Raw genomic sequence first — 14,041 nt, forward strand, 5'->3', positions numbered from 1 at the left:
CTTTGACCCGCTCAATAGGGCATGGGGTGGGCCTTGTGCGTGTGATCGATCGCGCGCAGAAGGTCCTCGTCCAGCGTGACGGCCACTGAGCCGAGGGCGCGGTCCAGTTGATCCATCGTCGTGGCGCCAAAAATGGCCGAGGCCATGAAGGGCCGCGTGCGGCACCATGCAAGCGCCATATGCACCGGGTCGATTCCGTACTCTGCGGCCAGATCCAGATAGGCCTGCGTGGCGGCAAAAGCGCGCTCGGATTTGCGCCCGCCAAGATCGCCGTTGATCGCCATGCGCGAACCTTCGGGCACAGCGCCGTTTTGGTATTTGCCCGTGAGCAGCCCAGCCGCGAGGGGCGAGAAGGACAAAAGCCCCACATCCTCGTTCACGCTCAGTTCCGCCAGATCGGTGTCGTAGAGACGGCACAGAAGTGAGTATTCGTTCTGTATCGACGCCACACGCGGTCCGCCTCTGATTTTTGCGATGCGCAACCACTCGGACGTGCCCCAGGCGCTCTCGTTCGAGAGGCCAAAATGCCGGATCGTGCCGCGCGTCACCTCGGCGGACAGCGCATCAAGCGTCTCTTCCATATGGGCGCGGGTCTCCTCGCGATCTTGGGCCGACGGATCAAAGCGCCAGTTCTGGCGGAACATGTAGCTGCCCCGGTTGGGCCAGTGAAATTGGTAAAGATCAATATGATCGGTTTGCAGGCGCTTCAGCGAGCCCTCAATCGCCTCGGGGATGGACTGCGCCGTGATGGGCGCGCCGCTACGCACGTGTTTGTAACCCTTGCCAGAATGCTTTGTCGCCAGGATCACATCCTCGCGCCGCCCGGTGCGCGCAAACCATGTGCCGATGATCTCTTCGGTGCGGCCTTGGGTCTCGGCGCTCAGTGGGTTCACCGGATACATTTCGGCGACGTCTATGAAATTGATACCTGCGCTCAGCGCGCGGTCGATCTGGGCGTGGCCCTCACTTTCGGTATTCTGTGTGCCCCATGTCATGGAGCCGAGGCAAAGTTCGCTCACCATCAATCCGGTGCGGCCAAGGGGGGTCATCTGCATGGGAATGCCTTTCAGTCGAGGAGTTTGTCGGGACCCTAGAACATTTGAGCAGGCTGTCCCATCCGGTTTTGGCCCATCGCGATATCGCCTGCCTTTGCTTAAACTGGCCAATATAGCGTTTGCGCTTGATCAGGTGCCGGATAGGAAAAATGGGTATTTAGGCCAAGAAAAAGCAGCACTACGCAAACGTGATGCGGCTTGGGCCGAGCATTGCGGGCAGATCACCCCATGTTAAGTCCATCGAAACATGAGAAAGCCCTCTCGCATGCGCAGACTATTGGCACTTTTGGCCCTTATCACTTGGGGCAGCGTGGTCTTGGCAGCACCTGCGGATTACCGCTTGGATGTGGCGCGCAGCGAGGTTGCGTTCGGGTTTGACCTTCAGGGGATCGCGGCACGCGGCACGATGCCGGTCAAGGCCGCAAAGATGTCGATTGATTTGCGTGATGTCGCACGCAGCGAGGTCGAGGTGACGCTGGATGCGGCTGCGGCCACGGCGGGTGTGATTTTCGTGACGCAAACCATGAAAGGCCCGCAGGTTCTGGACGTCGGGCGCTATCCTGAGATCCTCTTTCGCTCTACCCGTATCACAGGCGATCTGAGCGGGGCCGTGGTGGAGGGGGATCTGACAATTCGGGGGATCACCCGGCCTGTGCGCCTCAACGCGGGGCTTTTTCGGCAGCGCGGTACGGATGTGAATGATCTTGACCGCCTCACCGTACAACTGACTGGCGCTATCAGCCGGGCGGCCTTTGGCGCGGGCGGTTTTGCAGGCTTTGTTGGCGACCGGATCGATCTCAACATCATGGCACGCATCGAAAAATAGCGGCGCGGGGAATAAAAACGACACATATCGGTCGAATATGCTCAAGGCGCCGGGCAGCAGCCATGCAAGTTTGGCCCTATGCGCACCGCCATATCATTTGCGGCCCTCTTCTTGTCGGTCATTTTGATGCAGCTCTCGTCGGGTGGGGTGGGTCCGCTTGATGCTCTGAGCGGGCTGGCACTTGATTTTAGCACCGAGCAGATCGGCCTTTTGGGATCGGCGCATTTTCTGGGGTTCTTTATCGGGTGTTGGTGGGCACCACGCCTCATGGGCTCAGTTGGGCACAGCCGGGCCTTTGCAGCCTTTACGGCGGCCGGCACGATCGGGCTGATGTCGCATATGCTGGTGGTTGATCCCTATGCCTGGGCAATCATGCGGATTGCCTCGGGGATTTGCGTCGCGGGGTGCTATACGGTGATCGAGGCCTGGCTTCAGGCCAAGGTCACCAACGAGACGCGTGGGCGCACAATGGGGGCCTACCGCGTGGCTGATATGGGCGCATCGCTTGTGGCGCAACTCTTGATTTCGGTGTTGGAGCCCGCCTCATACGTCTCTTACAATCTGCTGGCGCTGTTTTGCTGCGCCTCCCTTTTGCCGCTGACCCTGACGAAGGTGAGCCAACCCGAGACGCCAGCCGCCCCTCGCCTCAGGCCAAGCCTTGCGATCATTTGTTCGCCCCTTGCGGCGGCAGCCGTGGTTGTGGCCGCCATATCCAGCGCGACTTTTCGGATGGTTGGTCCGCTTTATGGCCAACAGGTGGGGTTGGCTGTGGATCAAATCGCTTATTTTCTGGCGGCCTTCGTTCTGGGCGGGGCGCTAGCGCAATATCCCATGGGATGGCTCGCGGATAAGTTCGACCGCCGCCATGTGATGATCGGGCTGTCAGTCGCGGCCATCATCTGCTGCATCATAACCGCCGCGATGCCGGGGCTTGGGGTCAACGGGGTCATGTGGTCCGCGTTTTTCTTTGGCCTTACGTCCTTCCCGATCTATTCAGTTGCCGCCGCACACGCCAACGATTTCGCCGAAAACCACGAGCGGGTCGAACTGGCAGCGGCGCTCATGTTCTTTTATGCGTTGGGGGCCATTGCAGCGCCACTTCTGGCGTCCACCCTCATTGAGGCCTACGGGCCGGGCGCGATGTTTGTGATGATCGCCGTGGGACACGCCGCCCTCATTCTCTTCGGGCTTGGCCGAATGCTGGTGCGCCCCACGACGGACAAGAAAACCCGCTATATCTGGGCGCCGCGCACCTCCTTTACCATCGGGCAGTTGACCGGCAAGATCCGCGACAAGTAAGCAGCCCCTCTGGCCCCCCCATGCGCCTTGCGCTAAACTGGGCCGAGCGCAGCATGGAAGGCCCAGCACATGGCACGTCATCTCATCACGTCGGCGATCCCTTACATCAACGGGATCAAGCATTTGGGCAATCTGGTGGGCAGCCAGCTTCCGGCCGATCTTTATGCACGCTATCTGCGCCAGCGCGGCCATGAGGTGCTGTTTCTTTGCGCCACGGACGAGCATGGAACCCCTGCCGAATTGGCCGCCGCCAAGGCGGGCAAGCCGGTGACGGAGTTTTGTGCCGAAATGCACGCCGTGCAGGCGGGCATCGCAGAGGGCTTCCGGCTCAGCTTCGATCACTTTGGCCGCTCTTCCAGCCCCCAGAACCATGCGCTGACCCAGCACTTTGCGGGCCGTCTGGCCGATCAGGGCATGATCCGGGAGGTGAGCGAGAAACAGGTCTATTCAAACGCAGATGGCCGCTTCCTGCCCGACCGCTATATCGAGGGCACCTGCCCCAATTGCGGGTATGACAAGGCGCGCGGGGATCAGTGCGAGAATTGCACCAAGCAGCTTGACCCCACCGACCTGATCAATCCGCGCAGCGCCATTTCCGGCTCCACCGATCTGGAAGTGCGCGAAACAAAGCACCTCTACCTGATGCAATCGGGGATGCGGGGGCAGCTTAATGACTGGATCGACAGCAAGGCCGATTGGCCGATCCTGACTACATCCATCGCGCGCAAATGGCTCAACGATGGTGACGGGCTTCAGGATCGCGGGATCACGCGCGATCTGGATTGGGGCATTCCTGTGCGGCGCGGCTCTGAGGATTGGCCAGGAATGGAGGGCAAGGTCTTCTATGTCTGGTTCGACGCGCCGATCGAATACATCGCCTGTGCCGGTGAATGGGTGGAGGCGGGCAAAGGCACTGATTGGGAGCGCTGGTGGCGGACCGACAAAGGCGCGGACGACGTGCGATATACGCAATTCATGGGCAAGGATAATGTGCCGTTTCATACGCTTAGCTTTCCGGCCACGATCCTCGGATCGGGCGAGCCTTGGAAGCTTGTGGATTACATCAAGTCGTTCAATTACCTCAATTATGATGGTGGACAGTTCAGCACGTCCCAAGGGCGCGGCGTGTTTATGGATCAGGCATTGGAGATTTTGGGAGCCGATTACTGGCGCTGGTGGCTCTTGAGCCATGCGCCCGAGACGTCGGACGCAGAGTTTACGTGGGAGAATTTTCAGGCTGATGTGAACAAGGATCTGGCGGATATCCTGGGCAATTTCGTGAGCCGCGTGACAAAGTTTTGCCGCTCCAAATTTGGCGAGGCCGTGCCGGCGGAGGGCAGCTTTGGCCCCGAGGAAGAGGCCCTGATCGAGACCCTCACCCCCCGCATCCGCGCCTATGAGGCGCATATGGAGGCCATGGAGGTGCGCAAATCGGCCAATGAGCTGCGCGCGATCTGGACCATCGGGAACGAGTATCTGCAATCGGTCGCGCCGTGGTCGGTCTTCAAGGAGGACCCGGACCGTGCGGCGGCCCAAATCCGCCTCGCGCTGAACCTTATCCGTGTCTACGCCGTACTCTCCAAGCCCTTCATCCCGGACGCGGCGGCGTCTATGCTCGCGTCGATGAAGACGACAGATGACAGTTGGCCCGATGACGTGCCTGCCGCGCTCACCGCCCTGCCTGCGGGGCATGTGTTCGAGGTGCCTGAGGTACTCTTTGCCAAGATCACCGATGATGAGCGCGAAGACTGGCAGGCGCGGTTTTCTGGCGTGCGCGATTGAGCGAGACGCGGAAAAGCGCGCAAAGTCACCTGCACCCCTTGTCCGGCCACGCAATCGGGGGCTTTGTGCGGGCAGATCAACCGACCAAAGGCCCGCATCATGCGCCGGATTATCCTGCCCGCTCTCTTCCTAGCCCTTGCCGCCTGCGGTGGTTCTACCCCGCCACCTAACGCCCCATCCGGTCCGGCGCTTTACCCTAACGAGACGCCCGAATTGCGGCTCTTGATCAATGAGGCGGCAGACCGGCATGACGTACCCCGGCCCCTTGTCCACAAGGTTATCCAGCGCGAAAGCGATTATCGCCCCGCCGCGCGCAATGGGCCTTACTTCGGCATGATGCAGATTCTGCCCGCCACCGCCCGTGGCATGGGGTTTCAGGGCCGCAACCACGACCTTTTGGATGCGGAGACGAACCTGAACTACGCGGTGAAATATCTGCGCGGGGCGTGGATGGTGTCGGATGGCGATATAGACGAAGCCGTGATGTGGTATGCGCGCGGCTATTACTACGAGGCGCACGATCGGTGTCTGTTGGTCGCAACCGGCCTCAGAACGCGTGAAGTGGCGCGGCATTGCCGCTGATCGAAGGGTCTTTCAACACAAAAACGGGGGCGCAGCGGCCCCCGTTCTCAAGTCATCTGATCGGTCGATATCAGCTCTCGTCTTCGAGCGCCTCAATGGCCTTTTGCAGATCGTCCTTTGAGACCTCTTTTTCGGTCACAGTGGCAAGCTCAACCACGTAGTCGATCACTTTTTCTTCAAAGATAGGCGCGCGCATCTGTTGTTGCATACGCTGATCTTTCTGAACAAATTCAAAGAACTGGCGCTCCTGACCCGGATACTGGCGGGCTTGTTCCATGATGGCTTGCGTCATCTCGGCATCCGTCACCTGCACTTCGGCGCGCTGACCAAGCTCTGCCAGAAGAAGCCCCAGGCGCACGCGGCGCGTGGCCAGCTTGATGTGCTCATCCGTCGGCTCGATCTCGGGATGATCATGGCCTTGGACCTCGGGGTTTTCATCATGCCAAAGCTGATGAGCAATCTGCCCCGCTTCAGCGTCCAACATGGAGGGTGGCAGATCGAAATCGACCATCTTGTCCAGCTGATCCAGAAGCCCACGCTTCATCACGGCGCGCGCAGCACCGGAATATTCATGCACCAGACGCTCGCGGATGTTGCCTTTGAGCGCGTTGAGATCTTCGGCACCGAATTTCGTCGCCAGCTCATCGTTGATCTCGGCGGCTTTTGGAGCCTTCACAGCTTTGATCGTGCAGGAAAAAACCGCTTCCTTGCCCGCCAGATGCTCGGCCTGATACTCATCGGGGAAATTGACGGTCACGTCCTTTTCCTCACCGGCTTTCACGCCAACAAGCTGCTCTTCAAATCCGGGGATGAAGCTGTTCGAGCCCAGCACCAGCGGATAATCTTCCGCCGCACCGCCGTCAAATGCTTCGCCATCGACCTTGCCGAGGAAATCCATCGTGATTTGATCGCCATCCTTGGCTTTGGAACCCTTCTTGCGGTCCTCAAAGTCCTGCGCGGTCTCGGCCAAATTGCCAAGCGCCTCGTCAACGGAGGCATCGTCGGGGACAACCTTCAGGCGCTCCACTTTAACCTTCTTGAGGTCCAGATCGGGGATCGTGGGCAGCGCCTCATAGGACATTTCAACTGTGACGTCGTCGCCCTCTTTCCAATCTTCATTGGTCATCTTGATCGCAGGCTCGCCCGCAGGGCGCTCGCCAGAGGCTTCAAAATGCGCGCTCATCGCGCCATCAACAGCCTCTTGCATGGCCTCGCCCATAACGCGTTGGCCAAAGTTTTTCTTCATCAGCGCCAGAGGGACTTTGCCCTTGCGAAAGCCCTTCAGTTCGACCTCGGGTTGCGCTTCTTTAAGCTTTTCCATGACCTTCGCGTCCAACTCTTGGGCGGTGAGGATCATCGTGTAGGCGCGCTTAAGGCCTTCGTTCAGCGTTTCGGTGACCTGCATTGTTCGTCCTTATCCAGTGCATTCGGGCCACGGAGGCGTCCGCGGCGGTCAAAATCAAAGATCTTCTATGGGGGCGTTGATGCGGGCGCAAGCAGAGTCTTGGGGAAAGATCATCATCCAGCAAAGCACTTGCCACGGTTGACGTGATCCGGGTTGACCTCGGCATTTGCGGTGCAAGCGCCTGCCGCTGCTTCGGTCCGCTTCGATTGGGCCGGGCGTTTTGCTTTGCAAAACGTCTCACCCGCTCTCGGCATTTGCGGTGCAAACGCCTGCCGCTGGTTGGGTGTGCTTTGCTTGGGCCGGGCGTTTTGCTTTGCAAAACGCCGTTGGTGCGGGCGGTGGGACTCGAACCCACACGGGCACAAGGCCCAACAGATTTTAAGTCTGGTATGTCTACCATTCCATCACGCCCGCAGCGGCGCGACCATAGACCGGGCGGGCGGCGTGCGAAAGAGGGTTAGAGCGCGTCTTCCTCCGCCTCAAGCACCGGCAAAAGCCGTCGCTCGGAGAGCCACGGATTCATCTCCAGCGCTGCGCGCAGGGCCAAAGCCGCTTCTGCCTTGCGGTCCAGCGCCATGAGCGTCATCGCTTGCCCCGTAAGCGCCGCGACATGCTGCGGCGTGATCTCCAGCGTGCGCACCAGATCAGGCAGCGCCGCCTCGTAATCTTGCCTCAGAAAGTTTACGAAAGCGCGCTGGTTATATCCCTCAGCGTAATCCGGGCAATAGGCCAAAAGCCCCTCGATCGCCAACATCGCCCCATCATAATCATAGGATTCGCGCCGCGACATCGCCTCATCCAAAAGCTCCTGCGCACGCAAATCAGGCGCCTTGGCCCAATAATGCCACATCTGATCCGAGATCATGCGCCCCGCGCTGAAATCCGGCGCTGCATTGGCCGCATCAATCAGGCTGTTAAGCTCGACCGTGTAATCCTGAACAGGTGCACAGGTCTCAGCAAGGGCGGGGCTGGCGACCAGCAGGGCGATGAGAGCATATTTCATACCCTGATAATGAGCCATCACGCGCGTAGGTCAAATAACATCTGCCGCCACGTTCTCTTTCACCGCCTGCATCGCCACATAGGTCGATGTGCTGGAAACATGCGGCAGGGTCGATATCTGCTCAGCCAAAACGCGACGGTAATCAGCCATATTCTGTGTGCGGACTTTCATCAGATAATCGAAATTCCCCGCGATCAGGTGCGCCTGCTCGATCTCGGGCACCCGGGCGACGGCGACGTTAAACTCCGACAGGGCCGCCTCGCGGGTGTCATGCAGGCGCACCTCGACAAAGCTCACATGATCAAGCCCCATGCGGATGGGATCAACCAGCGCGCGGTAGCCCGTGATCACCCCCGATGTCTCCAGCCGCCTGAGCCGTGCCTGCGTGGGTGATTTCGACAGGCCGATCTGGCGGGCAAGCTCCGTCACGCTGACCCGACCGTCCACAGCCAAGGCCCGCAGAATCGCTTTATCGTATCGGTCAAAGTCTGTTTGCATCTCATAGACCCTTTTATTCAGACTTTTCGCCTGCAATTTCCTGAATATCAGGAATATTGGCTTAGTAAACCGTGATAATTGAGGATCATTGCACCCCCCTTTCGCTCCAGAGGATTCCGCCCATGCCCTTCGATAGTGATCTGCGCCGCGCCATTGATCAGGCCACTTATGCCGACGAGGCCACGACCCTGCGCCGCTTGGTTGATGAGGCTGCCCTCAGCCCTGAGGATCGCGCCCGTATCACCGCGCGCGGTGCCGCTTTGGTGCGCGATATCCGCGGGCAAACCAATCCGGGGATGATGGAAGTGTTCCTCGCGGAATATGGCCTCTCGACCGATGAGGGGATTGCGCTGATGTGTCTGGCCGAGGCGCTTTTGCGCGTGCCCGATGCCGAGACGATTGACGCGCTCATTGAGGACAAGATCGCGCCGTCGGAATGGGGCAAGCACATGGGCCATTCCACCTCGCCGCTGGTCAATGCCTCTACTTGGGCGCTGATGTTGACCGGCAAGGTGCTGCAAAAAGACCGAGGCGGTCCCGTCGGCCATTTGCGCAGCGCGGTAAAGCGTCTGGGCGAGCCTGTGATCCGCACCGCCGTGGCGCGCGCCATGAAGGAAATGGGCCGTCAGTTTGTCTTGGGCGAGGACATCAATGGCGCGATGAAACGTGCCGCCGGGATGGAGGCCAAGGGCTTCACCTATTCCTATGACATGCTGGGCGAAGCCGCGCGCACCGACAAGGATGCGACCCGCTATCACCTAAGCTATTCCCGCGCGATCTCGGCCATCGCACAGGCCTGCATCCATGACGACACGCGCCAAAACCCCGGCATTTCGGTCAAGCTGTCGGCACTTCATGCGCGTTATGAGGTCGCCCAGCGCGCGCAGGTGATGGAGGTGCTCGTCCCGCGCCTGCGTTCGCTTGCGCTCTTGGCAAAATCCGCTGGAATGGGTCTCAACATCGACGCGGAGGAGGCGGACCGTCTGTCCCTATCGCTTGATGTGATCGAGGCGGTTCTGTCAGAGCCTGCACTGGCCGGGTGGAACGGCTTTGGCGTGGTTGTGCAAGCCTATGGGCAGCGCGCGGGTCATGTGATTGATTTCCTGAATGATCTGGCCACACGGCTGGACCGGCGCATCATGGTGCGGCTGGTCAAGGGCGCCTATTGGGACACCGAGATCAAGCAGGCACAGGTCGAAGGGATCGACGGCTTTCCGGTCTTCACCCATAAATCCGCCACCGATGTCAGCTATATCGCCAACGCAAAAAAGCTCTTGGGGATGACCGATCATATCTACCCGCAGTTCGCCACGCATAACGCCCATACCGTCGCCGCGATCCTCGATATGGGCGCGGATAAAGATAGCTATGAGTTCCAGCGCCTGCATGGCATGGGCGAGGCACTGCATAATATCGTGCTGAAGGCCGAAGGCACGCGCTGCCGGATCTATGCCCCCGTGGGCGCGCACCGCGACCTGCTGGCCTATCTCGTGCGGCGTTTGTTGGAAAACGGCGCGAACTCCAGCTTTGTAAATCAGATCGTGGACGCGCAGGTCGCCCCCGAGGAGGTCGCGCGCGATCCCTTTGACGTGATCGAGACAGCGCATAACGACCTGACCAAAGGCCCCGATCTTTTCCGGCCTGAGCGGGTGAACTCCAAAGGGTTTGACCTCAAGCATCAGCCCACGCTCGACGCTATTGAGGACGCGCGCGGCCCCTTCGCACTGCATCACTGGACGGCGGGGCCGATCCTCGCCGGTAAGGCCAAACCGGAAAGTGCGCACGACGTGTCCAACCCGGCAGACCCCGCAGATGTGGTCGGGCGCGCCACCCCCGCCAGCACGGCAGATATCGAGACAGCGTTTACCAAGACCGCGCCGTGGGACGCCAGCGTGGCAGAACGGGGCCGCGTGCTGACCCGTGCCGCCGATCTTTTTGAGGAAAACTACGGCGAGATTTTCGCCATTCTGGCGCGCGAGGCGGGCAAGACTCTACCCGACGCGGTGGGCGAATTGCGCGAGGCGGTGGATTTCCTGCGGTACTACGGCGCCAATGTGCCAGACGCAGGCCCGGTTGGGGTGTTCACCTGCATCAGCCCGTGGAACTTCCCCTTGGCGATCTTCTCAGGCCAGATTGCAGCGGCACTTGCCGCAGGCAACGCGGTCCTGTCGAAACCCGCCGAGCAGACCCCGCTTATCGCCCAACTGGCTGTGACGCTTTTGCATGAAGCGGGCGTGCCCAAAGCAGCACTTCAGCTTTTGCCCGGTGGCGGCGAAGTGGGCGCGGCGCTCACCTCGGACGCGCGCGTGGGTGGCGTGGCCTTCACAGGCTCCACCGCGACGGCGATGAAAATCCGCAGCGCGATGGCCACACATCTGGCCCCCGGCGCGCCCCTGATTGCCGAGACGGGCGGGCTGAACGCAATGATCGTGGACAGCACCGCCCTGCCCGAACAGGCGGTGCAGGCCATCGTGGAATCCGCGTTTCAATCGGCGGGGCAGCGCTGCTCCGCCCTGCGCTGTCTTTATGTGCAAGACGACATCGCCGAGGATTTCACCCGCATGCTCAAAGGGGCGATGGACGTGCTCGAAGTGGGTCCCTCCTGGCCCATCAGCACCGATTGCGGGCCGGTGATCGACGCTCAGGCCCGCGACGGGATCGCGGCCCATATTCAGGACGCGCGCGCCGAGGGGCGCTTGATGCACGAGTTGCTCACCCCGAACGCGGGCACGTTCATCGCGCCCACATTGATCCGCGTGAACGGCATCGAAGATTTGCAGCGCGAAATCTTCGGCCCGGTGCTCCATATGGCCACATTCGGCTCGGGTGATCTGGACCGGGTGATTGATGCGATCAACGCCACGGGATACGGGCTGACCTTCGGGTTGATGACGCGGATTGATGACCGGGTGCAACACGTGACCGAGCGTGTGGAGGCGGGCAACATCTACGTCAACCGCAACCAGATCGGTGCCATTGTAGGCAGCCAGCCCTTTGGCGGTGAAGGCCTTTCCGGCACGGGCCCCAAAGCGGGCGGGCCACATTACCTCACACGCTTCACTGCGCGCCCGGCAGACAGTGAAGGCAGCGCATGGGGCGCAGATATGAGCGCTGGTGACGCGCAAAAGGCGCTGGACCGCGTGGCCGCCGAGCCGCGGCTGCCACGGCAGGACCGTCTGATGCCCGGCCCCACGGGCGAATCGAACCGCCTGACGACGCATATGCGCGCGCCGCTTTTGTGCATGGGTCCCGGGGCCGACGCCGCAAGTGCCCAAGCCCAAGCCGTGCGCCTTCTGGGTGGGCGCGCCGTGGAAGCCGTAGGCCAGATCGACCCCGAGGCGCTGGAAACGCTCACCAATCTCTCGGGCGCGCTCTGGTGGGGGGACGCAGAGACCGCCCGCGCCTCTGCCCAAGCGCTGAGCCGCCGCACCGGCCCAATCCTGCCGCTTATCACCGGCATGCCGGACACAGGTCACGCCCTGCACGAGCGGCACGTATGCGTGGACACCACAGCGGCGGGCGGAAACGCAGCCCTTCTGGGGGGTGCTGCTTGACAAGTGCGGATATGGGGCCACCCTTGGCCCTATGTTGCCCATCCGCGATCATAATCCTTCGGGGCGTGTCCCTTATGTGACTTACGCGCTCATGGCGTTGAATATCGGTATATTCATCAGCTACTGGCCGCTTTTCTCGAATGAACGCGCGCTTTTTGAATTCTACCGAAGCTGGGCGCTCTTTCCGGTTCTGGTGACGCAGGAGGGCGCGTATGACACGCTTTTGTATTCGATGTTCCTGCATGGGGGCTGGATGCACCTTGCGGGTAACATGCTATTTTTATGGATATTCGGCGATAATATGGAGGATGAGATGGGATCTGTGCCCTATCTCGGCTTCTACCTCGCTTCAGGGATCGGTGCAGGGCTTGTCCATGTGATGGCAGGGCCAATGTCGGTGGTGCCCACCGTGGGCGCATCGGGGGCCATCGCAGGCGTGATGGGCGGCTATCTTCTGCTGTTCCCCAAGGCACGGGTCGATATCTTGATCATCTTCGTGGTGTTTTTCAAAATCCTGCCGGTGCCTGCCTGGATCATGCTGGCGCTTTGGTTCGGCTTTCAGCTTATCGGCGGCTTTGGATCAAGCGCAGACGAGGGTGGTGTAGCTTACTGGGCGCATGCGGGCGGGTTCATCGCAGGCGTTTTGCTGACGATCCCGGTGTTTTTGCGCAAAGGCGGGCGGCGGTTCTGGGCGCAGACGGATGGCCATCCTCCGCACCCGGAGGCCACCTATGAATACATGCGCTCGCGTATACCGAAAGTGAGGCGGCGATGAAGGGAACCTGTCATTGCGGCGCAGTGGAGCTTGAGGTTGAATTGCCCGGCGGATTGGCCACGGCGCGCCGTTGCGATTGCAGCTTTTGCGCCCGGCGGGGCGCGGCGGCTGTGACGGCTCCATTGGACGGGCTGCGCATTGTACGCGGCGCGGACAAACTCACGCTCTACACATGGGGGACCGGGACAGCGCAGCATTACTTCTGCTCAATCTGCGGGATTTACACCCATCATCAACGCCGCTCCAACCCCAATGAATACGGGGTGAACCTTGGGATTTTGGAAGGGATAAGCCCCCGCGATCTGGGCGAGATCGGCTGGGTCGATGGCGTGAACCACCCGTCCGACAGCTAAGCACGGCACCTAAAACCCGGTGTCAGCCCCCGCCATGTGTTCGCAACGTCTCAGGTATTGCGGATTATCTTGGAAAACTTATCAAAAATAGGCTCGTTGGCGCAAACGACCTCACCATCGGTGAGGATATGCCCGGCAGGGTTCAGCGGCTGCACGATCGCACCGGCCTCGCGCGCAATCAACAGCCCTGCGGCCATGTCCCACGCATTGAGACGCCGCTCCCAAAACCCGTCATACCGCCCCGCCGCCACATAGGCCAGATCAAGCGCTGCCGAGCCAAAACGGCGCACGCCAGCACAGGCGGGCAAAAGCCGAGCCAGATCCTGAAGCGTGTGGGGCAGATCGGTGCGCCCGCCAAAGGGCAGACCGGTCGCAAAGATACATTCGATCAGATGCCCACGCGACGACACCCGAAGGCGGCTCTCGTTCATCCAAGCACCTGAGCCTTTTTCGGCAAAGAAAAGCTCGTCCCGCGAGGCGTCATAGACCACGCCCGCCACGATCTCGCCCTTATGCTCAAGCGCTATGGAGACCGACCAATGGGCAAGCCCGTGCAGATAATTCGTCGTGCCATCCAGCGGGTCCACGATCCAGCGGCGCGTCGGGTCCTTGCCCGGCTCCTCGCCCCCCTCCTCGGCCAGCCAGCCATAGGTGGGGCGTGCATTCATCAGCTCTGATTTAATGATCTGCTCGGCGTTCACATCGGCGCGGCTCACGAAATCGCCCGCACCTTTCATCGACACCTGAAGGTTCTCCACCTCGCGGAAATCCTTGGCCAGAGCGCGCCCTGCCTTGCGGGCGGCTTTCATCATCACGTTCATATTTGCGCTGACGGCCATTGAGGGCACTCCTTTTGGTGGGCGCTCAGAGCCCTGCGAGACAGGGGGCGCGTATACGCCGGGGCCGCGC

Annotated in this window: 12 protein-coding genes and 1 tRNA gene; 7 read left to right on the forward strand and 6 right to left on the reverse strand. The window is 60.8% G+C overall.

Annotated features, from left to right (window positions below; translation table 11 throughout):
* Positions 1-11: 11 nt before the first annotated feature.
* Positions 12-1,055, reverse strand: a complete 1,044-nt coding sequence (locus tag KUD11_RS00825; RefSeq protein WP_109387446.1) for an aldo/keto reductase — start codon at positions 1,053-1,055, stop codon at positions 12-14.
* A 265-nt stretch (positions 1,056-1,320) separates the two neighbouring features.
* Here KUD11_RS00825 and KUD11_RS00830 point away from each other — a divergent pair, with 265 nt between their 5' ends.
* The 4 genes from KUD11_RS00830 to KUD11_RS00845 all read left to right on the forward strand — a co-directional run bounded on the left by KUD11_RS00830 (position 1,321) and on the right by KUD11_RS00845 (position 5,544).
* Entirely contained in the window at positions 1,321-1,881 is a 561-nt protein-coding gene (locus tag KUD11_RS00830) for a YceI family protein (protein WP_224380122.1), read from the forward strand.
* Between the two features lie 78 nt (positions 1,882-1,959).
* Positions 1,960-3,180, forward strand: a complete 1,221-nt coding sequence (locus tag KUD11_RS00835) for an MFS transporter (protein WP_109387442.1) — start codon at positions 1,960-1,962, stop codon at positions 3,178-3,180.
* A gap of 69 nt (positions 3,181-3,249) precedes the next feature.
* Positions 3,250-4,962 (forward strand): methionine--tRNA ligase, encoded by a 1,713-nt coding sequence (gene metG / locus KUD11_RS00840; protein WP_109387440.1) that lies wholly within the window; start codon positions 3,250-3,252, stop codon positions 4,960-4,962.
* A 99-nt stretch (positions 4,963-5,061) separates the two neighbouring features.
* Complete coding sequence (locus KUD11_RS00845) at positions 5,062-5,544, forward strand: lytic transglycosylase domain-containing protein (RefSeq protein WP_109387438.1); 483 nt, start codon at positions 5,062-5,064, stop codon at positions 5,542-5,544.
* A gap of 70 nt (positions 5,545-5,614) precedes the next feature.
* On the opposite strand, the gene tig is transcribed toward KUD11_RS00845, so the two are convergent.
* The 4 genes from tig to KUD11_RS00865 all read right to left on the reverse strand — a co-directional run bounded on the left by tig (position 5,615) and on the right by KUD11_RS00865 (position 8,450).
* Positions 5,615-6,949, reverse strand: a complete 1,335-nt coding sequence (gene tig, locus KUD11_RS00850; protein WP_109387436.1) for a trigger factor — start codon at positions 6,947-6,949, stop codon at positions 5,615-5,617.
* A 327-nt stretch (positions 6,950-7,276) separates the two neighbouring features.
* Positions 7,277-7,363 (reverse strand) — tRNA-Leu (locus KUD11_RS00855).
* Positions 7,364-7,406: 43 nt separating this feature from the next.
* Positions 7,407-7,952 (reverse strand): tetratricopeptide repeat protein, encoded by a 546-nt coding sequence (locus KUD11_RS00860; protein WP_109388414.1) that lies wholly within the window; start codon positions 7,950-7,952, stop codon positions 7,407-7,409.
* Between the two features lie 30 nt (positions 7,953-7,982).
* Positions 7,983-8,450 carry an Lrp/AsnC family transcriptional regulator gene (locus tag KUD11_RS00865; protein WP_109387434.1) on the reverse strand — a complete coding sequence of 156 codons (468 nt, stop codon included), beginning with the start codon at positions 8,448-8,450 and terminating at the stop codon, positions 7,983-7,985.
* Positions 8,451-8,572: 122 nt separating this feature from the next.
* On the opposite strand from KUD11_RS00865, the gene putA reads away from it, so the two are divergent.
* From putA to KUD11_RS00880, 3 genes are read left to right on the forward strand one after another with little or no spacing between them, the layout of a single operon-like run.
* Positions 8,573-12,004, forward strand: coding sequence for a bifunctional proline dehydrogenase/L-glutamate gamma-semialdehyde dehydrogenase PutA (gene putA / locus KUD11_RS00870; protein WP_109387432.1), 3,432 nt, complete (start codon positions 8,573-8,575; stop codon positions 12,002-12,004).
* Positions 12,005-12,035: 31 nt separating this feature from the next.
* Entirely contained in the window at positions 12,036-12,779 is a 744-nt protein-coding gene (locus KUD11_RS00875) for a rhomboid family intramembrane serine protease (protein ID WP_109387430.1), read from the forward strand.
* A complete protein-coding gene (locus KUD11_RS00880; RefSeq protein WP_109387428.1) occupies positions 12,776-13,132 on the forward strand; it encodes a GFA family protein in 357 nt (118 codons plus the stop codon). The genes KUD11_RS00875 and KUD11_RS00880 overlap by 4 nt, the downstream gene beginning before the upstream one ends.
* Positions 13,133-13,182: 50 nt before the next feature.
* Here the strand turns inward: KUD11_RS00880 and KUD11_RS00885 are convergent, their stop codons facing one another.
* Entirely contained in the window at positions 13,183-13,971 is a 789-nt protein-coding gene (locus tag KUD11_RS00885; RefSeq protein WP_109387426.1) for an inositol monophosphatase family protein, read from the reverse strand.
* Positions 13,972-14,041 lie beyond the last annotated feature (70 nt).

The sequence above is a fragment of the Roseovarius carneus genome, from assembly GCF_020141465.1.
In the GTDB taxonomy this organism is placed as follows: Bacteria; Pseudomonadota; Alphaproteobacteria; order Rhodobacterales; family Rhodobacteraceae; genus Roseovarius; species Roseovarius carneus.

Excerpts from the sequence above, each read along its gene's own strand:
- KUD11_RS00825 (WP_109387446.1), bottom strand. The coding sequence starts at position 1,055 with ATGCAGATGACCCCCCTTGGCCGCACCGGATTGATGGTGAGCGAACTT.
- KUD11_RS00830 (WP_224380122.1), top strand. The coding sequence starts at position 1,321 with ATGCGCAGACTATTGGCACTTTTGGCCCTTATCACTTGGGGCAGCGTG.
- KUD11_RS00835 (WP_109387442.1), top strand. The coding sequence starts at position 1,960 with ATGCGCACCGCCATATCATTTGCGGCCCTCTTCTTGTCGGTCATTTTG.
- metG (WP_109387440.1), top strand. The coding sequence starts at position 3,250 with ATGGCACGTCATCTCATCACGTCGGCGATCCCTTACATCAACGGGATC.
- KUD11_RS00845 (WP_109387438.1), top strand. The coding sequence starts at position 5,062 with ATGCGCCGGATTATCCTGCCCGCTCTCTTCCTAGCCCTTGCCGCCTGC.
- tig (WP_109387436.1), bottom strand. The coding sequence starts at position 6,949 with ATGCAGGTCACCGAAACGCTGAACGAAGGCCTTAAGCGCGCCTACACG.
- KUD11_RS00860 (WP_109388414.1), bottom strand. The coding sequence starts at position 7,952 with ATGAAATATGCTCTCATCGCCCTGCTGGTCGCCAGCCCCGCCCTTGCT.
- KUD11_RS00865 (WP_109387434.1), bottom strand. The coding sequence starts at position 8,450 with ATGCAAACAGACTTTGACCGATACGATAAAGCGATTCTGCGGGCCTTG.
- putA (WP_109387432.1), top strand. The coding sequence starts at position 8,573 with ATGCCCTTCGATAGTGATCTGCGCCGCGCCATTGATCAGGCCACTTAT.
- KUD11_RS00875 (WP_109387430.1), top strand. The coding sequence starts at position 12,036 with ATGTTGCCCATCCGCGATCATAATCCTTCGGGGCGTGTCCCTTATGTG.
- KUD11_RS00880 (WP_109387428.1), top strand. The coding sequence starts at position 12,776 with ATGAAGGGAACCTGTCATTGCGGCGCAGTGGAGCTTGAGGTTGAATTG.
- KUD11_RS00885 (WP_109387426.1), bottom strand. The coding sequence starts at position 13,971 with ATGGCCGTCAGCGCAAATATGAACGTGATGATGAAAGCCGCCCGCAAG.